Annotated in this window: 26 protein-coding genes and 2 pseudogenes; 16 read left to right on the top strand and 12 right to left on the bottom strand. The window is 70.0% G+C overall.

The features are described 5' to 3' along the window. Positions 1-81 precede the first annotated feature (81 nt). Positions 82-513: a tetratricopeptide repeat protein gene (locus tag ABZX75_RS32015; RefSeq protein WP_355416977.1), complete on the bottom strand. Its 432-nt coding sequence runs from the start codon at positions 511-513 to the stop codon at positions 82-84. Positions 514-702: 189 nt separating this feature from the next. Between ABZX75_RS32015 and ABZX75_RS32010 the strand changes: the two genes are divergently transcribed. Then, positions 703-936: a hypothetical protein gene (locus tag ABZX75_RS32010; protein WP_355416974.1), complete on the top strand. Its 234-nt coding sequence runs from the start codon at positions 703-705 to the stop codon at positions 934-936. An 82-nt stretch (positions 937-1018) separates the two neighbouring features. Here ABZX75_RS32010 and ABZX75_RS32005 read toward each other — a convergent pair whose 3' ends face one another. Then, on the bottom strand, positions 1019-1264 hold the full coding sequence (locus ABZX75_RS32005) for a DUF397 domain-containing protein (protein WP_355416971.1): 246 nt from the start codon (positions 1262-1264) through the stop codon (positions 1019-1021). Beyond that, the gene (locus tag ABZX75_RS32000) at positions 1261-2133 is read right to left on the bottom strand and encodes a helix-turn-helix transcriptional regulator (RefSeq protein ID WP_355416968.1); all 873 of its coding nucleotides are present in this window, start codon (positions 2131-2133) and stop codon (positions 1261-1263) included. The genes ABZX75_RS32005 and ABZX75_RS32000 overlap by 4 nt, the downstream gene beginning before the upstream one ends. A gap of 298 nt (positions 2134-2431) precedes the next feature. Here ABZX75_RS32000 and ABZX75_RS31995 point away from each other — a divergent pair, with 298 nt between their 5' ends. The 8 genes and pseudogenes from ABZX75_RS31995 to ABZX75_RS31960 all read left to right on the top strand — a co-directional run bounded on the left by ABZX75_RS31995 (position 2432) and on the right by ABZX75_RS31960 (position 9002). After that, positions 2432-2908 (top strand): ATP-binding protein, encoded by a 477-nt coding sequence (locus ABZX75_RS31995; protein ID WP_355416965.1) that lies wholly within the window; start codon positions 2432-2434, stop codon positions 2906-2908. Beyond that, positions 2905-3300 (top strand): DUF6415 family natural product biosynthesis protein, encoded by a 396-nt coding sequence (locus tag ABZX75_RS31990; protein WP_355416962.1) that lies wholly within the window; start codon positions 2905-2907, stop codon positions 3298-3300. Before ABZX75_RS31995 ends, ABZX75_RS31990 begins: the two co-directional genes overlap by 4 nt. A 124-nt stretch (positions 3301-3424) precedes the next feature. Next, positions 3425-3526, top strand: a pseudogene (locus tag ABZX75_RS31985) (DUF5999 family protein); the annotation flags it as partial. Positions 3527-3579: 53 nt separating this feature from the next. Then, positions 3580-4599 (top strand): tyrosine-type recombinase/integrase, encoded by a 1020-nt coding sequence (locus tag ABZX75_RS31980; RefSeq protein ID WP_355416959.1) that lies wholly within the window; start codon positions 3580-3582, stop codon positions 4597-4599. A 369-nt stretch (positions 4600-4968) separates the two neighbouring features. Beyond that, entirely contained in the window at positions 4969-7236 is a 2268-nt protein-coding gene (locus ABZX75_RS31975; protein WP_355416956.1) for a tyrosine-type recombinase/integrase, read from the top strand. Next, complete coding sequence (locus tag ABZX75_RS31970) at positions 7233-7415, top strand: DUF5999 family protein (protein ID WP_355416953.1); 183 nt, start codon at positions 7233-7235, stop codon at positions 7413-7415. Before ABZX75_RS31975 ends, ABZX75_RS31970 begins: the two co-directional genes overlap by 4 nt. Continuing rightward, positions 7412-7840 carry a hypothetical protein gene (locus ABZX75_RS31965; RefSeq protein ID WP_355416950.1) on the top strand — a complete coding sequence of 143 codons (429 nt, stop codon included), beginning with the start codon at positions 7412-7414 and terminating at the stop codon, positions 7838-7840. Before ABZX75_RS31970 ends, ABZX75_RS31965 begins: the two co-directional genes overlap by 4 nt. Positions 7841-8099: 259 nt before the next feature. After that, complete coding sequence (locus ABZX75_RS31960) at positions 8100-9002, top strand: TauD/TfdA family dioxygenase (protein ID WP_355416948.1); 903 nt, start codon at positions 8100-8102, stop codon at positions 9000-9002. 136 nt (positions 9003-9138) lie between these two features. Here ABZX75_RS31960 and ABZX75_RS31955 read toward each other — a convergent pair whose 3' ends face one another. After that, the gene (locus ABZX75_RS31955; protein ID WP_355416945.1) at positions 9139-9912 is read right to left on the bottom strand and encodes a glycosyltransferase family A protein; all 774 of its coding nucleotides are present in this window, start codon (positions 9910-9912) and stop codon (positions 9139-9141) included. 65 nt (positions 9913-9977) lie between these two features. Here ABZX75_RS31955 and ABZX75_RS31950 point away from each other — a divergent pair, with 65 nt between their 5' ends. Further along, a complete protein-coding gene (locus tag ABZX75_RS31950; RefSeq protein ID WP_355416942.1) occupies positions 9978-11234 on the top strand; it encodes a nucleotide sugar dehydrogenase in 1257 nt (418 codons plus the stop codon). Between the two features lie 130 nt (positions 11235-11364). Here ABZX75_RS31950 and ABZX75_RS31945 read toward each other — a convergent pair. The 3 genes and pseudogenes from ABZX75_RS31945 to ABZX75_RS31935 form a co-directional block, all read right to left on the bottom strand. Beyond that, positions 11365-11682: pseudogene (locus ABZX75_RS31945) on the bottom strand (hypothetical protein); the annotation flags it as partial. Further along, complete coding sequence (locus ABZX75_RS31940) at positions 11679-12029, bottom strand: hypothetical protein (protein WP_355416939.1); 351 nt, start codon at positions 12027-12029, stop codon at positions 11679-11681. The gene ABZX75_RS31940 and the pseudogene ABZX75_RS31945, both read right to left, overlap by 4 nt. A gap of 139 nt (positions 12030-12168) precedes the next feature. Next, a complete protein-coding gene (locus ABZX75_RS31935) occupies positions 12169-12933 on the bottom strand; it encodes a fatty acid desaturase (protein WP_355416936.1) in 765 nt (254 codons plus the stop codon). A gap of 119 nt (positions 12934-13052) precedes the next feature. On the opposite strand from ABZX75_RS31935, the gene ABZX75_RS31930 reads away from it, so the two are divergent. Both ABZX75_RS31930 and ABZX75_RS31925 read left to right on the top strand, forming a co-directional pair. Further along, positions 13053-13382 carry a metalloregulator ArsR/SmtB family transcription factor gene (locus ABZX75_RS31930; protein WP_355416934.1) on the top strand — a complete coding sequence of 110 codons (330 nt, stop codon included), beginning with the start codon at positions 13053-13055 and terminating at the stop codon, positions 13380-13382. A 49-nt stretch (positions 13383-13431) separates the two neighbouring features. Then, entirely contained in the window at positions 13432-13554 is a 123-nt protein-coding gene (locus ABZX75_RS31925) for a hypothetical protein (RefSeq protein WP_355416931.1), read from the top strand. Between the two features lie 50 nt (positions 13555-13604). Here ABZX75_RS31925 and ABZX75_RS31920 read toward each other — a convergent pair whose 3' ends face one another. The 5 genes from ABZX75_RS31920 to ABZX75_RS31900 all read right to left on the bottom strand — a co-directional run bounded on the left by ABZX75_RS31920 (position 13605) and on the right by ABZX75_RS31900 (position 20575). Next, entirely contained in the window at positions 13605-14537 is a 933-nt protein-coding gene (locus ABZX75_RS31920) for a carbohydrate ABC transporter permease (protein ID WP_355416929.1), read from the bottom strand. Further along, positions 14534-15877, bottom strand: coding sequence for an ABC transporter permease subunit (locus ABZX75_RS31915; protein WP_355416926.1), 1344 nt, complete (start codon positions 15875-15877; stop codon positions 14534-14536). The genes ABZX75_RS31920 and ABZX75_RS31915 overlap by 4 nt, the downstream gene beginning before the upstream one ends. A gap of 10 nt (positions 15878-15887) precedes the next feature. Next, on the bottom strand, positions 15888-17219 hold the full coding sequence (locus ABZX75_RS31910; RefSeq protein ID WP_355416923.1) for an ABC transporter substrate-binding protein: 1332 nt from the start codon (positions 17217-17219) through the stop codon (positions 15888-15890). Between the two features lie 176 nt (positions 17220-17395). Beyond that, the gene (locus tag ABZX75_RS31905) at positions 17396-19078 is read right to left on the bottom strand and encodes a glycoside hydrolase family 13 protein (protein WP_355416920.1); all 1683 of its coding nucleotides are present in this window, start codon (positions 19076-19078) and stop codon (positions 17396-17398) included. A gap of 222 nt (positions 19079-19300) precedes the next feature. After that, positions 19301-20575 carry an ABC transporter substrate-binding protein gene (locus ABZX75_RS31900; RefSeq protein WP_355416917.1) on the bottom strand — a complete coding sequence of 425 codons (1275 nt, stop codon included), beginning with the start codon at positions 20573-20575 and terminating at the stop codon, positions 19301-19303. A gap of 166 nt (positions 20576-20741) precedes the next feature. Here ABZX75_RS31900 and ABZX75_RS31895 point away from each other — a divergent pair, with 166 nt between their 5' ends. From ABZX75_RS31895 to ABZX75_RS31880, 4 genes are all read left to right on the top strand, one after another. Continuing rightward, complete coding sequence (locus ABZX75_RS31895) at positions 20742-21248, top strand: PadR family transcriptional regulator (protein WP_355416914.1); 507 nt, start codon at positions 20742-20744, stop codon at positions 21246-21248. Further along, positions 21245-22012, top strand: a complete 768-nt coding sequence (locus tag ABZX75_RS31890) for an ABC transporter ATP-binding protein (RefSeq protein WP_355416911.1) — start codon at positions 21245-21247, stop codon at positions 22010-22012. Before ABZX75_RS31895 ends, ABZX75_RS31890 begins: the two co-directional genes overlap by 4 nt. A gap of 2 nt (positions 22013-22014) precedes the next feature. Beyond that, positions 22015-24339, top strand: coding sequence for an FtsX-like permease family protein (locus tag ABZX75_RS31885; protein ID WP_355416908.1), 2325 nt, complete (start codon positions 22015-22017; stop codon positions 24337-24339). 31 nt (positions 24340-24370) lie between these two features. Then, on the top strand, positions 24371-24678 hold a 308-nt coding region (locus ABZX75_RS31880; protein ID WP_355416905.1), incomplete at its 3' end, for a transposase.

The following is a 24678-nucleotide window of genomic DNA, read 5'->3' as shown; positions in this document are numbered from 1 at the left end:
GGCCTCCGCCAGATCCAGTACCGCAGCGACGTCATCGACGGATGCCTCACCGCGACCGGCCTCACACTCACGACACCACGCCTACAACCTCAGTAGCTGTGCCCGGGCGTGTGCCTGGGCCTTCGGTAGACCGGCGGAAGCGTGGGCGACGGCCCGTTCAGCGTAGGAGAGCGCGGTCTCGTAGCGGTTCTCGGCGCGGGCGACCATGCTTTGCGCGCTAAGGGCCCAGGCGGTGAGGCGGGCGTCGTCGGTGCGGGTGCCGTAGGCGGTGGCAGTGGCCAGGTGGGCGCGGGCGCCGGTGTGGTCGTCGAGGTGGAAGGCGAGGTTGCCCATCAGGGCGGAGAGCCAGCCGACGTTGCGGTGGAGGCCGCCTGCGACCTGGTCGGGGACGTGGCCGGTGACCAGGCAGTCGGTGAGTAGGCCGCAGGCGGCTCGGACTTCCTCGAAGAGGAGGTAGGCGGGGTGCTTGGGGTAGGTGAGGGCGTAGTGCTCGACGGCGGCGTCCGCCAGCACGGCGATTATCCCTGTGGGCTCGCCGCGCATGGCCCTTTGGCGAGTACGTGGGGGCGGAGGCGACGTGCGGCGACCCTCTGTGTGTCGAACTGGCAGGTGCCGGGTGAGCGTCACCCGTACACCCTGGCGGCCAGCAACAACCTGGCCTACAGCCGGTGAGCACCGACACAACAATCCAGGCGGCAACGGGTGACGAAATACTCCGTCCTGCTCCGCTTCACCGCCGCCGGACCGTGGGTCTTCGGCGAGTGGGACTCGCTTGAGCCTGCCGAGCGTACCTACCTGAACTGGATCGGCTTGTACGGCAGCCACGCGACCGTCGTCATCCGGCTCGTGGACGACACGACGAACCCCGGAACCGTGATCAAGGAGTGGACACCCGGGAGGGCGGTGGCTAAGGCCGTTGAGGTATGCGGGTATTAGGCGCCCTGCCTGGGTACGGGTGTACGGAAAAGCCTGGCTTCCCCTGCTACGGGCTGGGGGAGCCAGGCACGTCATCTGATACTCAGACCGAGGTCGCATCCTCGGCAGCATGGTGCACGAAGGTCAGGAACGCGGCCGGCGACAACAGCAGTGCCGGACCCTCCATGACCTTCGAGTCCCTGATGGCGACGCCGATGTGCTTCGTGCCGCGGAAGTCGGCGACCTCCACGCAGTTGTCGTTGCCGCCGCTGCGGGACGACTTCCGCCACTGGGCGGGGGGCAGTGCCAAGCCGTTGAAGGTCGTGGTGCGGGTCGGGCTGGGGCTCATCGCCGAATCTCCTCTATGCGGTTCATGATCGCTTTCCGGGAGGCATCCACGGAAAGGGCATCTGCGACGATCGCCTCGAAGGCGTCATCGAATTGCTGGACGTCCGCGGTGCCCTCTACGAACGTGCCGCCGAGCATGTTCTCCAGATGCACGACGGTGGGCCACGGCTTCTCGAAATCAACCACGCTGAACAGGCCGAGCAAGCCGGGGTGGGCACCAGCGGACATCGGCATGACCTGGATCGTGACGTTCATGCGTTCGGACATGTAGAGCAGGTGATTGAGCTGGTCGAGCATGATCGATGGCTCATCCTTGCTTTGCTCAAGCACGGACTGGTGGATGACTGCCCGCAGCTTGAGGGGCGGCCGGTCCGAGCGGGAGAGGACGGCCTGGCGGGCCATGCGCACATCGACCAGAGCCTGCACCTGCTGGGGTGTCCGAGGTGGCATGGCGGTGCCGGTGATGATGGCCTTGGCGTACCCCGGCCGCTGTAGCAAGCCAGGCACCAGGTGACCGCCGTAGAAGCGGATGCCGACGGCGTCGCTCTCCAGAGACAGGTAGTCCCGGTAGGGATTGGCAACGACATCGCCGTAGGTCGCCCACCATCCCTGCTTGCCCGCGTCCCTGGCGAGTCCCTGGAGCGCTGAGATCAGGTCCGCGTCCGTGACCCCGTACGTACGCATCAAGAGGTCGATGTCCTTGGGGGTGACGCCGGCGCGGGCGTTTTCCACCTTCGAGAGCTTGGTGTGATGCCAGCCAAGCCGGGCTGCCGCCTCTTCTCCCGTGAGCCCCGCCTTGTCACGACAGTCGGCAAGGAGGCCGCCGAGCCGACGTCTGCGGAGTGTCGGCTTTGCCCTCTGGTTTGGCATCCGCTCATTCTCCCTTCGGGTGACGATCTGGCACCTGCGGGTGCGCAGTTGTGCCCCGCGGGTTGCATTGTGCCCTCCCTGGTTGCACCCGTCGACGGGAACGAAGATTCGGAATATGCAATCTGGGGTGACATGGTTGCGTACCCAGGTTTCAACAGTGCATCCTCGCATGGCAACCATTGACGGAGTGTCATTTCAAGATCGCCTGTGACTCTCAGTCAACTCTCCAGCGGCGCGCGGGGAACGACACCATCGCTGCTGCGCCTGCCCGCTCCCCGTCCGTACGGAGGACTGCGCCATGTCGATCGCCGCACCATCGCTTGAGTCCGACGTGTTGAGCCTCATCGGGTTGCCCAACCCGTTGCCCGTCCTTGACCGGGCGGAAGCCAGCTTCGAGCGGACCGGACAGCCCGACCAGGACGCGCGCCGCCCGCGGCAGGCACGGCGCATCATGATCGCCTGCATGGGGGCGTGGCGCCTCCGCGACTACGTGGACGACGCCGCACTCCTGATGTCCGAGCTGGTCACGAACGCCTTCCAGCACGGAGCCGGTGAGGAGGTGCGTGTCCGCCTCTACCTGACCGAGAAGTACGTCTGCTTCGAGGTGCAGAGCGGTGGTGCGGGCGCTGCGCGGCCCAAGGTCGCCGCGGACTTCGACGAAAGCGGTCGTGGCCTGTTCCTTGTGTCCCTGATCGCAGGCGACTGGGCGGTGAGCAGAGACCACGCCGGTATGTGGTGCACCCTCCCCATCAACAGGGCGGAAAACGCGCGATGACGACGGACACCCTGTCGGCCTTACCTGGCTGCGACGCCAGCTCCGAGACGCTGTCGTGGGTTCTGCAGGCCTTGAAGCTGCCGGTTCAGGCGCTCGTCCTGGACGGGATCTGCGAGGACCTCAACCAGGTCTCAGACGGCGCGTTCGACGAGTACCAGTCGTACGGCCTTGCAGACCGGCTGCGCACCCACCTGGAGCGGCTCCTGGTAGCCATCCCCAGCGTGGAGTCCTCCCCGACCGCCGTCGAGCTCCTGGCGGCCCCCGGACGCCGGCTCCTCAGGGAGAACATCCCCCGCGAACCGGGCCTCGTGCCCGCATACCTGCGCGAGATGGCCCGGGCCTGTGAGGACCTCCTCGAACACTTCGCCCCCTTCACACCGCCCACCCCGTGATCGTCCCGCGCCTCCCCGCCGGCGAACCCCGTAGGCGGCCGGGCGCGGGCTCCAACTGCCCTCCGCCGGACGTTCCGTACACCTCCCCCAACATCCGGCGGAGGGCCACACCCGAAGGAGCGCCATGTGCCAGCATCAGCCACCGTGCCCGTCGGCAGACGCCGCCGACCGGGAAGCCGCACACCCGATGGCCTACCGTCCGGAACAGGGCTGGTTTGTTAACTGCACCTTCGTGTCCTCGTTGAGCCGGGAGATGTCCGCCTGCTCAAGGAGGTTCGTGTGACGGGGACCGTGTACCACCAGCTGATCGAGGGGCGTGTCCCGCTCCCTCGGATCGGTTCGGTGATCCAGTTGGAGACGCAGCACCCCCCGTACGTCGTTATGGGAGCAGATGGGAAGCCCGTTTCGCCGGTGGTGCCGTACCTGCGGGACCTCTCGCTCAGCGACAACAGTCCGGCGACGGGCCGAAGCTACGCCTACGACTTGCTGCGATGGTTTCGGGTCTTGTGGGTGCTGAACGTCGCCTGGGAGAAGGCGACGGAGGCTGAGGTCGCGGCCATAGTGGGATGGCTGCGGACGGCGCCGAACCCGCAGAGGCGTCGGAGGAACCCGAGCTCGCCCGCGCCCGGCTCGGTGAATCCGCGAACCGGAAAGCGATACCTCAAGGCCGGCTACTCACCCAGCACCATCAACCACTGCCTGACGGTGGTCGGCAGCTTCTACGACTTTCACCAGGAACAGGGACGTGGGCCGGTGATCAACCCGGTCCCGGTCTCGCAGGCCCGCCGTCAAGCCCTGGCCCACCGCAGTCCGGACGAGCCGATGAAGCCCTTCCGTCGGGCACGGCTGAGGCAGCGGATGCCCAGGACCGAGCCCCGCGCGATGCCGGACGCGATGTGGGACGAGTTCTTCGAGGCGATGAACCACGACCGGGACCGAGCCGCCGTCCTGCTCTACGTCTCGAGCGGGGCCCGCGCCGGAGAACTGCTCGGGGTCGCGCCCGCTGACATCGACTGGCCTGGTCAGATCGTCCACGTCATCTCGAAGGGCACCCGCCTGCGCGAACCCGTCCCGGTCAGCCCCCAGGCCCTGGTGGTGCTCGCCGCCTACATCGACGCGGCCGGGCTGCCCGCGGCTCATGAGCCGGTCTTCAGGACCCGGCGTGGTCCGGACAAGCCGCTCAGCTACTGGGCGATGCGTCGTGTCATCCAGCGGGCCAACATGAGACTCGCCACGAACTGGACCCTGCACGATCTGCGGCACACCGCGGCCGAGCGCATGCCAACGATCCGAACCTGACCCTGGTCGAAGTCCGGGCCGTCCTTCGCCACGCAGACCTCGCGACCACCGGCCGCTACCTGCGGGCACGCGTCGAAGACCTTTTCGACGCCTTGCAGGCCCACTACAACCGCCCCAAGGTCCAGCCCTCCATTGCGCCCGGCTACGACCCCGAGGACTTCAAGGCGGTGTTCGGTGGCTGACGGCACGATCACTCAGGACTACACCGTTCGCAATCGGCGAGTGAACTACCGCGATGAGCCGTTCATCCCGGCTCCCGCCTCACGGTTCAACACATCGCTCAAGGCAGCCCCGGCCCCCAGGCCGCTGGAACATCCCGGAGTTTTCGGGGACCTTTCGAGGGCGCCGGCCAAGGAGATCTGCCGACTGGTGGAGCATGACGTCCGGCCGGCGAACCGCGGACGGCACTTGCGGGGCCTTGAGAAGCTCCTGGACCACCTCGCGGAGCACACCGGCCGGACCTGGCAGGAGCGGTGGGAAGCGGCTGGCTTCGACGCGGAAGGGGCTCCGTCCGTCATCGTGCTGGCGGACAAGAACGACCGCTACGACCAGCCTTTCCTTATCGCCGCCCTGAAATGGATCTTCTGCTTACGGGTCGTCCAGCCGTCTCTCTCGGGCTTCCGGGCCAACCGGTTCGGCAACTATCCCGAGGCATTCCGCCAAATCCAGGACCACCGCGAGCTCAACCGGTACTTCGCGGCCGTCGACTCCACCGAGCACTTCCCGAACATCCACAAGTTCAGGGCGAAGGCGGACATCGCGGCCGCCCTGACCACTCAGGGCATCCAGCTGGACGGGCTGACCCCCGCCGCCCTGCTCCACTACTCGGTGGAGTGCCGCCGACTCGGCGTCGCTCCTGGCGCTACGGGCGACCACCAGAGGTTCACCGCGCTCGGCGCCTGGCAGGTGCTGCACGCCATGGACCACTTCCCGCCCGGGACACCGCCGACGCTTCGCGCCTTCATCTACGCGGGCCAGCGGACGGTCACCGAACTCGTCGACCGCTACCCCATCCGTCACCAGGGCGTCCGACAGCTGCTGATCGACTACCTCACCCGCCGGCAGACCGAGACCGACTACGTCACCGTCGAAGGTCTCGCGCGTCGTCTCGCGAGCCAGTTCTGGGCCAAGATCGAAGCACTCAGCCCGGGACACCCAGACCTTGTCCTGCCTCCAGACCTCTACGACCAGTGGCGGGCGGAGATCCAGCTCTGGGACCGGGACCGGACCAAGACCCGCAAGGACGCCTCCGGCATCCTTCTCGCGGTCCGCGCTCTCTACATGGACCTCCACAGCTGGGCGATCGGCGAGCCGGAAAGGTGGGCCCACTGGGTCGCACCCTGCCCGGTCCGACGCCGGGACCTCAAGGGCTTCGCGACACGCAAGCGCGAGGTCCACCACCGCATGGCCGAACGCGTCCGAGTCCGCCAGCCCCTGCTGCCAACTCTGTCCGCCCACATCGAGAGCCGTCACGAGTACCTGACCGGCCTGCTTGCAGCAGCCGAACCTGTTCCCCTCGGACAGGGCTTCGACTACCAGGGCCTGCGCTACCGGCGCACGGACTCCGAACGCGACCGGACCCGAAACCGGCGGGAACAGAACCCGACGGTCAGGGTGATCGATCCGAGCGGGGAGGCCATCGATGTCACCGCCGCCGAGGAGAGTGCGTTCTGGGAATGGGCCCAGGTCGAGGTCCTGCGGCACAGCGGGATCCGGGTCGAGGAACTCGTCGAGCTCACCCACCTCAGCATCCGGCAGTATCAGCGGCCGAACGGCGAGGTCATCGCCCTCCTGGTCGTGGCTCCGTCAAAGAGCGAACGCGAACGCGTGATCCCGATGTCCGCGGACCTCTTCCACGTCATCGCTCAGATCATCCGCCGGCACACCTCCGGAGGCCGGACCGTGAGGGTCCTGAGCCGCTACGACCCTCACGAAAAGACCTGGTCAGAACCCATGCCGTTCCTCTTCCAACGGCAGACGGGCACCACCCACGGAGTCATGGCACCCAACACAGTGCTCCACATGCTCGCCCGCAGCTGCGAAGAGCTGGCCGACACCAACCCGGCGTTCAGCGACCTCACCTTCACGCCCCACGACTTCCGCCGGCTGTTCGCGACCGAGGTGGTCAACGGCGGGCTTCCCATCCACATCGGCGCGGCCCTGCTGGGCCACCTCAACCTCCAGACGCTCCAGGGATACGTCGCAGTCTTCGCCGAGGACGTCGTCGTCCACTACCAGCAGTTCCTCAACCACCGCAGGACCCTGAGGCCGGAATACGAGTACCCCACGGTCAGCCCGGAAGAGTGGGCCGACTTCGAGGAGCACTTCGACAAGCGCAAGGTCGAACTCGGCAACTGCGCTCGCCCCTACGGCACCCCCTGCACCCACGAGCACGCCTGCATCCGCTGCCCCATGCTCCAGGTCAACCCGAAGCTGCTGCCCCGACTCGCCGAGCTGGAAAAGGACCTCCTCCTCCGGCGCCAACGAGCTGAGGAAGAACAGTGGCTCGGCGAGGTCGAAGGCATCAACGCAACGCTGACCTTCCTGCACGCCAAACAAGCCGAAGCCGCCCGCCTCTCCACCCGACCCGTCGTCGACCTCGGACTCCCGGCCCCGCGCACCCAGGAGCCTTCGTGATCCGCAACTCATCACCTTCGAGTGAAGTGCAGAGAAGGAGCCTGCTGTGCAACGGCGTCCTGCTCTTCGAGGACACCGGCGAGTTGCTGCCCGACGGCCGGGTGGTCGAGCCGCACCGCGCGGCGCGCGCCCCGCACGCCGCCGTGCCAGCCGCGGGCAGTTCTGTGGGTGCTCGATGAGCAGGCTGTCGCCGCCGGACCCCGAATTCCTCTCTGGCATCTGCGTCGACACCCGCTACACCGAAGGCGGGTCCCCGGTCGTGACCCTCTACCACCCGCACGCCCACTCCCGGAACACCGTCACGGAGAACGCGATGCTGGCTATCGCGTCCCGGCTCGGGCTGCGATACGGCCGCCACTTCCCAAGGACCGGTCAGCATGTCTACGACATCGAAGGGGTGTGGGCGCTGGACTACGGCCACCCCCGGGACTGCCTGCGGTTCGAACCGGGGCCGGTGTGGCCCTACGTGGCCCGGGGCGCCGGCGGCGTGCTCGTGGTCGTCAGCCTGGAGCACGAGCCGCGGCCCTCCCCCAAGGCGCGCGTCCTGAGCGGACGACTCGCCTTGCGGCGACGGGCGCCTCGCGAATGGACGCGGGCGCGGTGAGGCGGTCACGGACCAGCTACCGGGAAGAGGTGGGAGCTGTGGAGAAGCCGGAGAACACGCCTGCCGTGGAGGACCCGCTGGCCTGGCCGCCCCACCGCCGACTCCTACCAGGACTACGGATACAGGGTAGACGCCCGCGTCCGGGCCCTGGAGGCACGCGCCGCGCGGATCACGATCTGCATGTCGGACCGCCTTCGGCGCCGGACGACAGCAGCACCCGAACGACACTCCGAAAACCCCAAGAGACAGGAAGCTCCGCGTGTTCGTCGACATCCCATGCGAACTCGAAGCCGCTCTTATCGGCCTTCCTCTCCCGACGTGGAAGCTGGACGGCTCGTTCCTGGCGAAGTCCACCATGGAGCGGTACCGCACCGAGCTGACGGCCACCCCGCGGTTCGAGGAGACCGCCGCGACGCTGCGCCACGCGCTGACCGGGGAGGGCGGCGGATACGCCGTGCTGCGCCTGGGGAACCTCGCCAAGGCGCTGGAGACCGACGACGACCGGTTCCTGCGCCTGGCGACGGCTTTCGCGGCCGAGGTGGCCGTCCCCTTCTCGCCCTTCCCGCGGTGGCCACTGTGGAAGGACATCGGGGTCAAGGTCGACAAGGACCCCGGCAAGTCCAGCGGCATCGGGTACAACGCCTTCCATATGGACCTGGTGAACGCGACCCTGCCCCCGGACTACACCACGCTCCTGTGCATCCGCCCCGACCCGCTCGGCGGCGGCTCCAGCATCCTCTCCGATGCCCACGCGGCGGTGGCGCGGCTGTCGGAGGACAGCCGCGCCCTGCTGGCCGAGTCGGCCTACCACTACGGGACCTTCTTCGATCTGTTCGGCGTGGGCGAGGAGTACAAGCCGTTTCCGATCCTGGACGGCCCCGACCAGGGCGCGGGGTTCGTCCGGTTCACTGCCAAGATGCTGGAGAGGTCCCAGCTCGGCCAGGCGCACGCCGACGCCGCCAGGGAGCTCGCCGAGGAGCTCGTCTGGGGGCAGGTCTCCTTCATGCTCCAGCCCGGGGACTACCTCATCGTGAACCAGCGCCGCTTCCTGCACGGCCGGGAGGCGCTCCACAGCGGCCAGGAGACCGTCCCGGTCGCCGACCGACGGCTGCTCCTCCAGTTGTTCCTGCGCGCGCCGGCCGACGCGGGCTCGGCCGCGTAGCCGGCCGACGGCACCAGTGACCCGCCGACTCCCGCCCTTCGGGTCCAGCCGCCGAGCACGCGGCACGGCCACGGGGCCGGGCCCGGTCGGGCACCCCCGGGAACGGTCGCGCACCGGGCCGGGCCCGTGCACAGGTCTAGATGCGCGAGTTGCGCAGCGACTGCCACACAGCGCCGGCCAGTGCCCGCGTCGCCCGCGGGACCGACAGATGCTCGTGCTCGCGGTACAAGTTCCAGTTGTACGGGACGAGAGACAGCTTGCTGGAGGACAGCGATCCCGCCTGGTGGGCTCGGTACACCGCGAGCGGCTCGGCCAGGCCCCGGGCGTTGAAGCCGTCCCGCATGATCGAGAGCCACAGGGCGTAGTCCTGCCGTTTGCGCATTTCCGGCATCAGCCTCGTGCCCAAGGCGTTGCGGTCGTACATGGCGGTGAGAGCACCGATGTGGTCTTGGAGCAGCATCGCGCGGTAGTCCACGTGCTCCCGCGCGCGGACCACCCGGCCGTTCGGGACCCAGTCGGTGCTCTCGCCGTCGTAGTCGGCGTCCATCTTGAAGTACGAGGTGAAGGTCAAAGGCGCAGCGCCTTCCACGGCGAAGGCGAGCTGCTCTTCGGTCTTCTCCGGCAGCCACATGTCGTCGCTGTCGAGCAAGGCGATGTAATCCCCGCGGGCCCGCTCCATCGCGAGGTTGCGGGCCCGGCCAGCACCACCCCGTTCGGGAGCCGACTCCGGCAGGACGCGTTCGTCCCGCTTGGCGAACTCGCGGAGCAGGTCCATGGAGCCGTCGGAGGACCGATCGTCGGTGATCAGCAGCTCCAGGTCGCTGTGGGTCTGCGTGAGCACCGACCGGACCGCTGCGCTCAACGTCGCTGCCGAGTTGTACACGGGCATCACGACAGACACCAGAGGCACAGCGATCTCCTTGCCAGACCAGGAACGACGGTCCATTCAAGCACCGCAATCGAGTAGGAGCTGCCATGCACATAGTTGTCGCTGGTCAGGGCTACGTAGGGCTTCCGCTGGCCGTACGTACCGCAGAGGTGGGTCACCGTGTCGTCGGCTACGACGTGGATCCGCTCCGCGTCCAGCAGCTCGCCGCCGGTGATTCGTACGTGGAGGACGTGGCCTCCTCGCGGCTCCGCGCGGTGCTGGACACCGGCGCGTACTCCGCGCCCGCCGACGCCGGCGCGCTGGCCGACTACGACATCGCGGTGATCACGGTGCCGACCCCACTGGGGGACGGCGTGCCCGACCTGACCTACGTCGAGACCTGCGCCCGGACCCTGGGTAAGCACCTGCGCCCCGGCGCGACCGTGGTCCTGGAGTCCACGACGTATCCCGGCACCACGGAGGAACTGGTGCTGCCGATCCTGGAGGAGACCTCGGGCCTCAAGGGCGGGGCGGACTTCCGGGTCGGATTCAGCCCCGAACGCATCGCCCCGGGCAACAAGCGGTGGTCGTTCGAGGGGACACCGAAGCTGGTGTCCGGAATCGACGCCACATCACTCGAAGTGATCAAGGAGTTCTACGACGGCATCTTTCACACCACGGTGCCGGTGTCCGGGCCCAAGGTTGCCGAGCTGGCCAAGCTGATCGAGAACACCTTCCGGCTCGTCAACATCTCCATGATCAACGAGCTGGCGACGCTGACCGACCGCCTCGGTGTGAACATCTGGGAGGCGATCGACGCCGCCGGCACCAAGCCCTTCGGCTTCGCGCGGTTCACCCCGGGGCCGGGAGTCGGCGGGCACTGCCTGCCCGTCGACCCGCTGTTCCTCGCGTGGAAGATCCGGGAAGACCTCGGCGTCCCCTTCCGGTTCGTGGAACTCGCCGCCGACGTGAACCGCTACATGCCCGCCTACGTCGTCCAGCGTGTCGTGGCAGCACTCGACAACCGCGGCGTGCCCGTGGCCGGAGCTCGGATCCTGCTGCTCGGCCTGACCTACAAGATCAACGCCACCGACCTCCGCAACTCACCGTCGGCACGTGTCGCCGAACTCCTGACCGACCTCGGCGCCGAGGTCCGCGGTGCCGAACCCAACATCCCGAACGGCGCCGGCACCGAGCTGACCGTTCGCCGGGTGGACGCGACCGCGGAGGAGGTCGCGGCCGCCGACGCCGTGGTGCTCCTCATGGACCACGCACGATTCGACCTCGCGATGATCCAGCGGCACGCGGCCTGGGTTCTCGACTGCCGAAACCGCATGTCCGGAGCGAACGTCGAGGTCCTCTAGCACTCCCCTCCCCCTGACCGGCCCCGACCCTCCACCCCAGGAGTTCTCTTGCGCGACGAATGGGAGCACGCCCACACGGACTACACCCTGCCCGTGCAGCGTCGCAGCCCTGCCTCGTTGTGGGCGAGAGGCGCCAGAACACTTCCTTGAGAACATCGACCTCGCACGCGCCGCCGGTGAGCGGGTCGGTGACCCGGAAGCGAGCGGACAGCGGGGCGATCTCGACCTCGGCCACCTGCCCGCCCCGCTCCGTGAGCCCGTCGCGCACAGCCTGGGCGATCTCTTCCATGGGGGTCGCGGACTCGGTGGCGACGTCCAGGTCCTGGCTGACCCGCTCCAGGAGCCGGTGGGCCTGCACGGCATAGCCGCCGGTCAGCACGAGAGGGAACGGAGAGCCGAGCGCGAGCACGTCGGCGAGCAGCCGTGCGTGCAGGTCGGGCATCTTCACGCCGCGGCCCGCTCCCGCAGCTGGGGGAAGGCTTCCTCCCACACGTCCCGCACGCTCGGGCCCGTAAGGGTGCGCAGCACCGGCCACAGGCTGGAGAGCAGCTCGGCGTTCAGAAACCGGCACAGGTCCTCGCGGGTGCCCTCGGCGAGCACCGTCCGATAGAGCCCCATGCGCTGCCTGGGCTGGTCCAGGTCGAAGGCGCGCAGCCCGGACCACACCACGTGCAGCGGGAGCTCGACGACTCCGTGCACGGGCCCGGTCAGCTCGGACAGACCGGCCGGCAGCCGCCGGGCGAACTTCACCCTGTACAGGACCGCATCGTCAAAACCGGCATCGGGGACAGACATGGCACCGAGTATGCCCTGGCCTCGCGCTGCCCTGCATCCCTGCTCCTCCGAGTTCAGGGGGCGGGCCCCCGAACCAGCCAGAGTGCTGGTTCGGGGGCCCGCGGTCTCCGGTCCGCTGACGGGGTGCTGCTCGGCTCCGTCAGGCCAGTGCTTTGCGGTGGCGCCGTATGACCGATGCCTGCCCGGCGAACAGCGCGGGCGGCATGAAGTGTGGTGGGGGCAGGTGTCGTTCCAAGGCGGGGAGGTAGTTCCATCGCACGCCGGAGTGGGCGGAGTGTGCGTAGTGGTGGAGGTCGCCGTAGGGGAGCCAGGTGGTCGCGGCGAGCGCGGCGAGGGCGCGATTGTTCCGGTATAGGCGCAGGCAGCGGCCGGCCTCGTTTTCGGCGGGGGTGCCGGTGCGGTGGTCGGGGTCGAACCAGGTGTGTTCGGCGAGCAGGGAGAACCAGGCCAGCAGGGGGTAGAGCAGCACGCGCGGGATGAGCACCCCAGCGAGGACGGCTGCCCATCCGCCGGCCGTGTACGCGGTGGCGGCCACGGCGGCGCCCGCGGCGTACCGGCCGGGCTGCGGCCGCAGGTTGGCGGCCAGGGTGGAGACCGTGGCGGTGATGCCGCGCGGGGTGAGGGGGAAGAGCAGGGCGGCGGCGAAGCGGCGGCGATCGACACCCGGGTGCAGGCCGGCCTGGGCGAGCTCGGCGAGGTTGGGGTCGGTGGCCAGGGTGGCGGCGGGGTGGTGGTCGCGGACGTGGCGGCGGCGCCGTACCGCGAGGGGGGCCAGGCCGAGGGGGTAGTGCGCGCCGACCGAGGCCAGGACGTCGTTGGCGCGACGGGTCCTCGCCAGTACCCCGTACACGGCGTGGTGCCTGATCTCCTGGAGGTGACGGAACTGGACGGCGACCCCCGCCATCGCCACCACGGCGCCCGCTAGTTGTTGCGGGACACGACGTTGTTGACGGGGCGGCTCTGAGTCTCCGACGGTTACGCGCCAGGTATCGAGATATGGTGGTGTGTCGGAATGTCTGCCTCATGACCGCGACGACGGGGTCAGAGTCGGGTGATCTGATCGAGGTGTTCAACGCCCTCGGCAACCCTGCCCGTTTGCAGATCATGCAGTGGCTGAAAGATCCCGATATGCACTTCGGCGAGTACGAGCCGATCGCGGACCGCCAGTCGGTTGGTGTATGCGTCACGCACATCCAGGCAAAGTCGGGGCTCGCACAGTCGACCGTCTCCAGCTACATGAGCACGCTCGAACGGGCGGGACTCGTGCGTTCCACCCGGGTGGGCAAGTGGACCCACTATCGGCGCGATGAGGAACGGCTGGCGCAGGTGGCACGGTCGATCAACTCCATCTGATTGACGAATCGCGATACGTCAATATGATCTCGGGACGCGCCCGCCCGGCATGCCGCCCGAGCAGGCCCCCGGCTGCCACTCCAACCGCGTCGTCTTCGACGAGGCGGCCCTGGCCGCCGGGGCCGCCCTGCACGCGGCCGCGGCCCTGCGCACCTGCGTCCCGGCCGGGTAAGGGCACGCGCGGGCCCCGACGGTGGCCACGGCGCACCTCGTCAACCACGGCTACTTCACCGAGCCCGCCATCACGCCCTGGACGAAGTGCCGCTGGAAGGCGAAGAAGACGATCAGCGGGACCACCAGGGAAAGGAACGCCCCCGGCGCGAGGACGCCGATGTTGCTTCCGAACTGCCGCATCTGGGACTGCAGGGCGACCGTGAGCGGCTGGGACTCGCTGTCCGCGAAGAGCAGCGCCACGAGCATGTCGTTCCACACCCACAGGAACTGAAAGATCGCCAGGCTCGCGATGGCCGGACGGCCCAGCGGCAGTACGAGGCGGGAGAAGATCCGCCACTCGCTGCCTCCGTCCATCCGTGCGGCTTCGAGCATTTCGCGCGGTATCTCGGCGAAGTAGTTGCGCAGCAAGAAGATCGCGAACGGGAGACCGTAGGCGACGTGGAAGAGGACGACGCCCGCGATCGTGCCGAACAGCCCCACGGCTCCGAAGAGTTTGGCCACGGGCAGCAGCCCGATCTGCACGGGGACGACCAGCAGTCCGACGACCACCAGGAAGATGCCGTCCCGGCCGGGGAAGTCCAGCCACGCGAAGGCGTATCCGGCGAGTGACGCGAGGGCGACCACCAGGGCGGTGGTGGGTACGGATATCAGCAGGGTGTTGCCGAAGGCCTCCGCGATGCCGGCATCCTTCAGCAGGGCGCCGTAGTTGTCCAGGGAGAGCTGGGACGGGTCGGCGAGCGCGGTCCACCAGCCGTCGGAGGCATTGTCCCGTTCGGAGCGCAGCGAGGACAGGAACAGGCCTGCCAGGGGGGTGATCCATACGAGGGCGGCGAGGATCAGCACGCCCTGGACGAGGGAGCTGCCCAGCAGGCGCGACAGCCGGCTCCCGCGTTGCGGCCCCGGCCCGGACGGGGCGGGGAGGGGGCGGACCGCTGCCGCCTGGCGGGCCGGGGGGCGCTCGATGGTGCTGTGGCCGCTCATGCGCCACTCCTTCGGAATCGCCGGATGTTGAAGGCCATCGCCGGGACGACCAGCAGGAGGAGCACCACGCTGAGCGCGCTGCCGAGGCCCTGGTCGTTGCCGCCGCCGAAGGAGACCAGCCACATGCGGGTGGCCAGCACGTTCGCCTCTTCCTGGACGGGTCCGGGCGCGATGATGTAGACGAGGTCGAAGACCTTCATCACGTTGATCACCAGGGTCACGAAGACGACGGTGAGCACCGGTGCCAGCAGCGGCACGGTGATCTTGCGGAAGATCTGCCCCTCGGTGGCTCCGTCCATCCGCGCGGCCTCCAACGCGTCGCGCGGGACGGCCGCGAGGCCGGCGCCGATCAGGACCATCGCGAAGCCGGTCCACACCCACAGGTAGGCGCCGATGATGGCCGGCGTCACCAGCGCCGGACCGAGCCAGTTCACCCCCTTGTAAGGGGCCTCGAAGTTGGCCGCGGGCAGCGTGACGGTGTACTCGCCGTGGGGCAGCGCGGTGAAGCGGAAGGATCCGTCTTCGGCCGTGGTGGCGGTCGCGGCCACCCGGCCGTCGCGTACGGCCTCGACCGTCATGCCGGGCAGTCCCTTCTCGCCCGGGTCGACCTTGCCGGGCGTGCCGGCGCCGCCGGGGGCGAAGTCGAGGTAGACGACTCCCCCGATTCCCGGTGCGTCGGGGGCCGCCGCGGCAGCGGCCTTCGCGCCGGCGGGCATCGCGTCGGCCGCCACTCCTACGAAGCCGAGGCTGACCGGTCGGCCGGGGCGTACGGTCTCCTCCGTGCTGTACGGGCCGCCCGCGCTGCCGGTCAGGCCCTGACCCTCTCGGGCGCGGGCCGTCGGATAGGCGGCGGCGTCGTCGAAGGTGTCGTGGACCCCGACGACGGTTGCGTTGAGCACGCCCCGGCCGGGGTCCTGTTCGTAGGCGAGCCGGAAGATGATGCCCGCGGCGAGGAACGACACGGCCATCGGCAGGAACAGCACCAGCTTGAAGGCGGTCGCCCAGCGCACCTTTTCGGTGAGCACGGCGAGGAGCAGTCCGAGTCCGGTCAGCAGGGCCGGGGCGACGACGACCCAGACGGTGCTGTTGCGGATCGCCTTGAGGGTGGCCGGGTCGTGGATGATCGCCGCGTAGTTCCCGGCTCCGACGAAGCGGTCACCGCTGGCGTCGAAGAGGCTGCGGCCGAAGGAGAAGAGGACGGGGTAGACGACCAGCGCGCCGAGCAGCAGCAGGGCCGGCAGGACGAAGACGACCGCGAGGCGGCGCTTCCTTCGCTGGGCCCGGCGCCGCCCGTCGGCGCTGGCGCGGGCGCGGGCGCGGGCGGCCAGGGTGTCAGCCATGGGAGCCGCCTCAGTTCCTGTAGGCCTTGACGGCCTCGGCCTCGAGCTTCGCGGCCGTGCCCCGGGGGTCCGACGGGTCGCGCAGGAAGTCCTGGAGGAGCTTCCACTCGCCCGCGCCCTTGGTACCGCCGAACGCGGCCGGGGCCTGGTCCGACATGTCGAAGCGGATCGAGTCGCCCGCCGCGATGAGCGACTCGGCGGTGCCGCGGGTGACGGGGTCGCCGTACGCGGCCATGTCGACCCGGATGCTCGGGGACAGGAAGCCGCCGGCGCCGGCCCAGATCTCGGCCGCCTCGGGGCCGGCCAGGTACTCGACGAGCTTCATGCCGGCCGCGCCGTTCTTTCCCTGCTTGAGGACGACGGCCGCGTCACCCCCGCTGACGACGGGCGCCTTGCCGCCGTCGACCGCAGGGAACGGAAGGAACTTGGCGTCCTTGCCGGGCTGCTTGCCGAACTGGTCCTTGGCGACGCCGCCGACGAAGTCCCCCTCGTAGACCATGGCCGCCTTGGGCTCGGGGCCGAAGACCTGCTCGACCGACGTGGGGAAGTCGGTACCCAGCGCGCTCTGGGCGCCGCCGGCGACGAGCCGGTCGTCCTTGAAGAGTTCCCCGAGGGTGGTCAGCGCTGTGACGACGCTGTCGTCGGTCCACTTGAGCGTGTGCTGCGCGAGCTGGTCGTACTTCTCCGGCCCGGCCTGGGAGAGGTAGATGTTCTCGAACCAGTCGGTGAGGGTCCAGCCGTCCTCGCCGGCTATGGCGAAGGCCGGGCGGCCGGAGTCGGCGAGGGTGCGGCCGGTCTTGAGCAGGTCGGCGTAGCTCTTGGGCTCGCTCACGCCCGCCTGGGTGAAGGTCTCGGGGGCGTACCAGATGGTGGACTTGTGGGCGGCCTTGAAGTAGAGGCCGTAGTACGTGCCTGCGACGGTGCCGTAGTTCTTCCACACGGGGGCGAGGGTGGAGTCGGCCGTCCTGGCGGTCTGCTCGGACAGGGGCTGGAGCCAGCCCTCCTTGGCGAACTGCTGGAGCACGCCCACCTGGGGGACCATCACCACGTCGGGCGCGTTGCCGCCCTCGATCTTGCTCCCGACGAACGTGGAGACGTTGTCGCCGGAGGGGACGAAGACCGTCGTGGCGCCGGTCTTCTTGGAGAAGGCGTCCAGGACCTTCTTGAAGTTCTTCTGCTCGGTGCCGGTCCAGACGCCCGCCACGGTCACGGTCTGGCCGGCCAGTTCACCCCCGCTCGCGGGTCCGGTGGTGCCGCCGCAGGCGGTGGCACCGAGGGTGAGGGCCAGGGCCGCCGCGGCGGTGGCCGCGGTACGTCGGGTCTTCTTGCCGGGGCGTCGCATGATGAGGTCCTTTTCGCGGAAGTCCGGGGCTGCGGGCTGGGCGGGTCCCAGCGTCACCGGGAGGAGCTGGGCGCGGAGATGGGCGCGGAGATGGGCCGAGCGGAGGTGGGCAGAGGGGAGAGGGGGCAGAGGGGAGAGGGGGCGGGAAGGCCGGGTCGGCGCCGGGGTTCCGGGGGTCACGGGGCAGGGCACTCGCCCGTCCACCAGGCGGCCGTTGCCGGGGGGAGTACGCCGTCGGGGCAGGGGCCGCTGGCGAGCAGCGGAGTCCCGGGGACCGGAGCGGGCACCGGCTGCGTGCCGAAGTTCACCGCGCAGACCAGGCCCTCGCCGCGGGCGATCGCCAGCACGTGCGCGGGCGCGTCCAGCCAGCGCAGGGTGCCGTCGCCGAGCTGCGGGAGGGTGCGCCGCAGCTGGAGTCCGTCGCGGTAGAGGTGCCAGAAGGAGCGGGTGTCCGCCAGGGCGCGGTCGGTGGCGTGCTCGGCGAACCACTCGGGCTGCGGCAGCCACGGCTTGGCGCCGGCCGCCGCCTGGCTGAAGCCGAACGGTGAGGCGTGCCCGGACCAGGGCAGGGGCACGCGGCAGCCGTCCCTTACGTGCTTGCGGCTGCCGGTGCGGCGGAAGATCGGGTCGGTGAGGGCCTCGTCCGGCAGGTCGAGTACCTCGGGGAGGCCGAGCTCCTCGCCCTGGTAGACGTAGGCGGCGCCGGGCAGGGCGAGCATCAGGAGCGCGGCGGCGCGGGCGCGGGAGGGACCCAGTCCGCTGCCTTCCACCCCGGGTTCGCCCGCGTAGCGGGTGACCGTGCGGACCTGATCGTGGTTGTTGAGCACCCAGGTGACGGTGGATCCGGTGCCGGCGATGTCGCGCATCGCCTCGGTGATCGTCGCGCGGAAGGCGCGGGCGTCCCAGGGGGCGCTGAGCAGGTCGAAGAAGAACGCCTGGTGCAGTTCGTCGGGGCGGACGTACTCGGCGTGCTGGCGTGCGGTCGGCACGGACACCTCGCCCACCAGCAGGCGCTCCTGGCCGTCCCGGGCGGTGTACTCCTCGCACACCGAGCGCCATCGGCGCCACACGCCGTGGACCTCGGGCTGGTTCCAGGCCAGCTGGTTGACGGCGTCGCGGGCCCGTTCGTCGGCTCCGGGGTCGTCGGAGTCGGGCAGCTCGGGGTGTTTGAACAGTCCGGCGGCGACGTCGATGCGGAAACCGTCGACACCGCGGTCCAGCCAGAAGCGCAGCACCCGCTCGAAGTCATCGCCCACGACAGGGTCGCGCCAGTTCAGGTCGGGCTGCTCGGGCGTGAAGAGGTGCAGGTACCACTCTCCGGGGGCGCCGTCGGGACCGGTGGTCCGGCTCCAGGCGGGCCCGCCGAACATGGCGCGCCAGTTGTTGGGCGGTTGCGCCCCGTCCGGGCCGCGGCCGGGCGCGAAGTGGAAGCGGGAGCGCGGCGGGCTGCCGGGCGCGGCGGCGAGCGCCTCGCGGAACCACGGGTGCTCGCTGGAGCAGTGGTTGGGGACGATGTCGAGCAGCAGCTTGAGCCCGAGTCTGCGGGCGTCGGCCACCAGCCGGTCGAACTCGGCGAGGTCGCCGTAGACGGGGTCGACACGGCAGTAGTCGGCGACGTCGTAGCCGTGGTCGTGCTGCGGCGACGGATAGAAGGGGCTGAGCCAGATGCCGTCGACACCGAGCTTCCTGAGGTAGGGAAGCCCGGCCCGTACGCCGGCCAGGTCGCCGACGCCGTCCCCGGTGCTGTCGAGGAAGCTGCGGACGTAGACCTGGTAGATCACCGCGTCGCGCCACCAGGAGACCGGTGGGGTGGCGGTGCGGGAGGGGTGGCCGGTGTCGGCCGGAAGGGTGCTGAGCATCTCGCGTCGACCTGTTTCTGCTGAATGCGAGAGCGCTCTGGATCGCATGCGACCCGCGCGCTGTTATGCATGCATGTTAGGTAGGACCGAATGGACGATGTCAACGATGTGTCCAGAAGCATCCGAAAGTTGGGGTGTTTTGTGCTGAATATCCGCATGCACGACTGAGGGTCGCTACCTAACATGTAAGTAGAGACCCTCAGGGGAGGCGGAGAAGTGCGATCAGCCCTTGCGGGAGATGGCCCGAAGTTCGCGCGCGAGCCGCGCCGCTGCCTGCTCGGGTGTCTGGCGCAGCGCCGTCACGTCCTGCGCCACGGCCTGCACGGCGAGGCTCACCTGGTCGTAGCGCGGACTCTTGGGGCGCGGGACCGCCGACAGGACGCTCTGGCGGAGCGTGGGCAGGTACGGATGCGCGCGGATCAGCTCGGGGTCCTCGTACAGGGCGGCGCGCACTGGTGGCAGCGAGCCCTCGGTGAGCACCTGCCGCTGGACCCGTTCACTGGTGAGGTAGGAGATCAGATTGGCTGCCGACGCCGGGTGCCGCGAGTCGCTGCTGACGGCGAGGTTGGAGCCGCCGAGCACGCTGGTGCCGGGCCCGTCGGGTCCGGGGAGCGGCACGGCGCCGAACCTGCCCGCGATCGACGACCCGTTCGCGCTCGCGTCCGCGTACACGTACGGCCAGTTCCGCAGGAAGAGCATCCGGCCGTCCTGGAACGCCCGGCGGGACTCCTCCTCCTTGTAGCCGAGCGCGTCACGGGAGATCCAGCCCTCACGCACGCCGTCCGCGAGGAACCGCAGTCCGGCGCGCGCGGCCTCGGAGTCCACGGTCACCCGGGCGCCGTCGTCGCGCAGGATCGAACCGCCCGCCGAGTGCACGGCCTCGGTGACGTTGACGGTGAGCCCTTCGTACGGCAGGAACTGTCCGGCATAGCCGTCCAGTCCGTACCGCGGGGCGATCGTGCGGGCCTGCCGGGCCAGTTCGGCCCAGGTGCGCGGCGCATCCTCGCCCTCGCGGTCGAGGATGTCCTTGCGGTAGTAGAGCAGTCCCGCGTTCGTGACGTACGGGACCGCGTACAGCCGATCGTCGAAGGTCGCGGTGTCGACGACCGGCTGCAGGAAAGCGTCCAGCGGGAAGCGGTCACGCTCGAGCGGGGAGATCCATCCGGCCGCCGCGAACTCGGACGTCCAGGCGACGTCGATGTTCAGTACGTCGAACCGGCCACGGCCCGATCGCAGCTCGCTGATCATCTGGGCCCGCGTCTCGTCGGCCGAGTCGGGCAGTTCGACGAGCGTGACGCGCTCGCCGGGGTGGTCGTCGTTCCAGTCCTCGAGCAGCGGGGACAGGTAGCCGGTCAGATCGCCCGCCGTCACGAGTGTCAGGGGGCCGCGCCCCTCTGAGGCCGCCCCCGCGTCGGCGCGGACGCCCAAACCGGAGTAGCCCGCCAGTACCACCGCCGCGACCAGGAGAGCTCTGCCCGCGGCACGCGTCCACCGCATCGATTCCTCCCCGTGCACGATCCGGCTGCGCCGCCGGCCATCGCGGCCTATATATACCCGTTAGGCATGGGCGATACTAGACGTCCAGGCAGACGGGCCGGACGCGGACGCCACCCGTCCGGTGCTGAGTGAACCGTTGACTACGGAGCGGGAAGGAGGGGAGCCAGTGCGGCTGGCGCTCCTTGCGCTCCTCACCCGTAGCCCTGCGCACGGTTACGAGCTGAAGCAGGACCTTGAGAAGCTCCTGGGCTCCGCGTACCCTCAGCCCAACGTCGGCCAGATCTACGTGACCCTCGGCCGGCTGGAGAAGAGCGGGCTGATCGAGGGCGAGGACGTCGAACAGTCGGGCCGGCCCAACAAGCGCACGTACAGGCTGACGGACGCCGGGCGTGAGGCCGTGCTGGCGTGGTTCGAGGACACAGCGGAGGAGCCCCGGGTACGGGACGAGTTCTTCATGAAGCTGGCCCTCGCACCGCGGTCGGGTCTGGCCGACCCTGTCGCACTGATCAACAAGCAGCGGCGGCACTACCTCAACACCATGCGGGACCTGTCCAGGCTGGCCGCAGCGGAGGACCGCGACAACAAGATCTCCCAACTGCTGATCGAAGGGGCCATGCTGCACCTGCAGGCCGACCTCGACTGGCTGGAACGCTGTCAGGAGGAGCTGGAATGAGCGTCGACGCCACCACCGTTCCTGCCGTGCCCATCGTGCGCGCCGAGGGCCTGACCAAGACGCACCACGGCGAGGGCGTGCCGGTGCACGCCGTACGCGGGGTGGACCTGTCCGTCCAGCCGGGCGAGTTCGTCGCGGTGACCGGGCCGTCGGGAGCCGGGAAGTCCACGCTGCTCCATCTGATCGGCGGCCTCCAGCAGCCCGACAGCGGGAAGTTGTGGCTCGGCGGCGAGCGCGTGGACCAGTACAGCGAGGCCCGCTGGGCCGTTCTCCGGCGCCGCAGCATCGGCGTCGTCTTCCAGTTCTTCAACCTGGTCTCCAACCTGACCGTCGCCGACAACGTCGAACTGCCCGCCCTCCTCACCGGCGCCTCCCCGAAGGCCGCCCGCGACTCCGGCGCCGAACTGCTCGCCGAACTCGGCCTCGAAGGCCGGGAGCGATCGATGCCCGGCGAGCTGTCCGGCGGCGAACAGCAGCGGGTCGCGCTCGCCCGCGCCCTGGTCAACCACCCGGCGCTGCTGCTCGCCGACGAACCGGCAGGAAGCCTCGACAGCAAGGGCACCCGCGAGGTGCTGCGGCTGCTCTCCCGGTTCCACCAGCGCGGCCAGACGATCGTGATGGTCACCCATGACGCCCGGATGGCCAGTGCCGCCGACCGCGTCATCAGCTTCTTCGACGGGCGCATAGCCGACGACGCGCAGCTCGACGACGGACGTCGCGAACCGGCCGGCGGCGTCCGCGGCGTACTCGAACTGAAGGAGTGACCGTGCGGGCCACTCTGCGCTGGGCGCACGCCGACTTCCGCGCACGCCGCGGCGAAGCCTTCTTCGTCGTGCTGGCCAGCGCCGGGATCATCGCCTCGCTCCTGCTGGCCGGCGCCCTGTTCAGCTACGCCGCCAATCCCTGGCAGCGGATCTTCAACCAGTCCCAGGGCGCGCACATCTGGCTGCACACCCGCGCCGGGGCTGACACGGACCTCCTGTCCCGCGTGGACGGGGTCGCCGCCCTCTCCGGGCCCTTCCGCACGGCGGCGACGACCGTCGAGTCGCGCGGCGCGCGGGCCGGGGTGACCCTGCGCGCGGCCGCGGCGGAGCCCCCGGAGACGGGGCGGCCGCTCGTCACGGCAGGCAGCTGGCTGGCCCCGACCGACGGCGGGGCAGCGGCCGGCACCGTCGTACTGGAGGCCTCGGTCGCACAGGCGCTGTGGGCGGAGCCGGGCGACACGGTGCAGGTCACGGGCCCGGACGGCGCCGCGCACACGCTGCGGGTGAGCGGGATCGCCGAGGCGGCCGAGCCCCGCTACCAGCCGGGCGGCGGGCCGGGCATCGGCTGGGTCCTCTCCCTCACCCTGGACGGGATCGCGCGGGAAGACACCGGGCAGAGCGTGGGGCTGCGCCTGGAGGATCCCGACGACACCGACTTCATGGTCCAGCGCGCCGTGACTCTGCTCGGTGCCGACCGGGTGGCCGGTGTCACCAAATGGCAGCAGGCCAGGGCCGAGGCGGGCGGCGACGACCGGCTCCTCGGGCAGCTGTTCGCCGTCTTCGGGCTCGGCGCGCTGCTCACGGCGGCGCTGGCGGCGGCGGGAGCGATCGGCGCGCGGGTCCGCGGCCAGCTGAGGGACATCGCGGTCCTCAAGGCCATCGGCTTCACGCCCGGCCAGGTGACCCGCGGCCTCCTCGTACAGCACCTGGCTTTCGCGCTCCTCGGCGTGGCCCTCGGCACGGCGGCCATCGCCCTGCTGGGAGCCCGGCTGCCGGGACGGATCGGGGAAGCGGCGGCGGTGTGGGAGGACCTGCCCGGCCACACCGCGCTGATGATCGGCCTCCCCTGCGGTGCGGTGCTGCTGATCGCGGCGGCCACCGGGCTCTCGGCCTGGCGGGCCGGACGGGTGCCACCGGTGCCCGTGGCACGGGCGGCGCTCCCGTCCGCCAGGCCGATGACCGCGCTCGGCAGGCGGGCCCTCAGGAGACGGGTGCCTCCGGCCCTGGTCCTGGGGTGGCGTGCGGCGTTCCCGCGACGCGGCCGGCCGCTCGTGTCGGTGGCCCGCCTGGCCTTGCCGCTGCTGCTCATCACGGTCGCGCTCGTCGCCTGGTCGACGCTGGACCAGTTCCGCAGCCGGCCCGAGCTGATGGGACTGCCCGCGGCCCTGACCGTACGGGCCGAGCGGCCCTCAGGTCCGTCGGACGCGGAGCTGGAGCAGACCCTCGCGACGCTCCCGGACATCGCCGCGGTCCATCCGGGTGCGGAGATGGCGGCGCTCGTGCCGGGACAGACCGGGACCATCACGCTCCGCGGAGTGGGCACGGCCCGGCAGCCGTATCCCTCCGCCGTGGTGGAAGGGCGCGCGGTCGCCGGACCTGACGAGGCCGTGGCCGGTCAGGGGCTGCTGGACCTCCTCGGCGTACGCGTCGGCGACTGGGTACGGATGACCGTTGAGGGACGGCCGCAGATCCTGCACCTGGTCGGCCGCACCATCGAACCCGAATCCGGCGGGCGGGTGGTCACCACGACCATCGACGCGCTGCGGGAGCGCGATCCGCTGCTGCGGCCCGAGTTCCATGCCCTGGTGCTGCGCGACGGGGCGGACCCGCGGGCGGTGAGCGGTGCGCTCGCCGTGGCGGCAGGTGGCAGGCTGGAGATCCGTGAGACGCCCAACCCGGCCGACCGGCTGGAACCGGCGCGCGGAGTGATCGCCTCCCTGATCGCGGTGCTGGCGCTGATCGGGCTGACCGAACTCCTGACGCTGATCGGCACGGGCGTACGCGACCGCGGCCGCGACCTGCTCGCGCTGAAGGCGATCGGGCTGACGCCCCGGCAGATCGGGGCGGTGATGGTGACGGCCGCCGGTCTGACCGCGCTGGTGTCCGCGCTGGCCGGGACTGCGGTGGGTGCGCTGTCCGGCAGCTGGCTGGTGGACGTTCAGGGCGCGTCGAGCGGGATCGGCGCGGGGATCGCCCGCCTTCCGGCGCTGCCCGTACTGTTGACGGTGATCGTCGGGGCGGTGCTGGGTGCGGTGGGGGCGGCGGCTTTGCCGGCGACACGGGCGGTACGACGGCGGCCGGCGGACTCGCTGAGCGAGGCACTCTGACACTCCGGGCCGACGCGCCTGTCCTCGCCGCATGGCATGCCGAATCAGCGAACTCGTCATCGACGCGGAAGACCCCGACCGACTGGCCGCATTCTGGTGCGAAGTCCTCGGTTACGTCGAACTGGCCCGGGAAGGTGACGGCAGTATCGAAATCGGTCCGCCCGGCGTCCAACAGGCGAGGGTGGGAGTAACGGCCATGACGGAAGAAACTGACATCGGCGTCTATCTGGGGCTGGACGTCGGGAAGGGGGAACATCACGCCACCGCCGTCAGCCCTGCCGGGAAGAAGGTCTTCGACAAGCCGCTGCCCAACAGCGAGCCGAAACTGCGGGAGCTGTT

This window comes from Streptomyces sp. NPDC003038 (genome assembly GCF_040611115.1).
GTDB lineage: Bacteria > Actinomycetota > Actinomycetes > Streptomycetales > Streptomycetaceae > Streptomyces.
Note: the sequence above shows the minus strand (reverse complement) of the source record. Positions and strands in the feature narration are given on the sequence as shown.

Coding starts and splice junctions, on each gene's coding strand:
- ABZX75_RS31890 (WP_355416911.1), top strand. CDS start 21,245: ATGAGCGTCGACGCCACCACCGTTCCTGCCGTGCCCATCGTGCGCGCC.
- ABZX75_RS31905 (WP_355416920.1), bottom strand. CDS start 19,078: ATGCTCAGCACCCTTCCGGCCGACACCGGCCACCCCTCCCGCACCGCC.
- ABZX75_RS31940 (WP_355416939.1), bottom strand. CDS start 12,029: ATGTCTGTCCCCGATGCCGGTTTTGACGATGCGGTCCTGTACAGGGTG.
- ABZX75_RS31995 (WP_355416965.1), top strand. CDS start 2,432: ATGTCGATCGCCGCACCATCGCTTGAGTCCGACGTGTTGAGCCTCATC.
- ABZX75_RS31925 (WP_355416931.1), top strand. CDS start 13,432: ATGCCGCCCGAGCAGGCCCCCGGCTGCCACTCCAACCGCGTCGTCTTC.
- ABZX75_RS31965 (WP_355416950.1), top strand. CDS start 7,412: ATGAGCAGGCTGTCGCCGCCGGACCCCGAATTCCTCTCTGGCATCTGC.
- ABZX75_RS31935 (WP_355416936.1), bottom strand. CDS start 12,933: ATGGCGGGGGTCGCCGTCCAGTTCCGTCACCTCCAGGAGATCAGGCAC.
- ABZX75_RS32005 (WP_355416971.1), bottom strand. CDS start 1,264: ATGAGCCCCAGCCCGACCCGCACCACGACCTTCAACGGCTTGGCACTG.
- ABZX75_RS31930 (WP_355416934.1), top strand. CDS start 13,053: ATGACCGCGACGACGGGGTCAGAGTCGGGTGATCTGATCGAGGTGTTC.
- ABZX75_RS31910 (WP_355416923.1), bottom strand. CDS start 17,219: ATGCGACGCCCCGGCAAGAAGACCCGACGTACCGCGGCCACCGCCGCG.
- ABZX75_RS31990 (WP_355416962.1), top strand. CDS start 2,905: ATGACGACGGACACCCTGTCGGCCTTACCTGGCTGCGACGCCAGCTCC.
- ABZX75_RS31915 (WP_355416926.1), bottom strand. CDS start 15,877: ATGGCTGACACCCTGGCCGCCCGCGCCCGCGCCCGCGCCAGCGCCGAC.
- ABZX75_RS31900 (WP_355416917.1), bottom strand. CDS start 20,575: ATGCGGTGGACGCGTGCCGCGGGCAGAGCTCTCCTGGTCGCGGCGGTG.
- ABZX75_RS32000 (WP_355416968.1), bottom strand. CDS start 2,133: ATGCCAAACCAGAGGGCAAAGCCGACACTCCGCAGACGTCGGCTCGGC.
- ABZX75_RS31920 (WP_355416929.1), bottom strand. CDS start 14,537: ATGAGCGGCCACAGCACCATCGAGCGCCCCCCGGCCCGCCAGGCGGCA.
- ABZX75_RS31950 (WP_355416942.1), top strand. CDS start 9,978: ATGCACATAGTTGTCGCTGGTCAGGGCTACGTAGGGCTTCCGCTGGCC.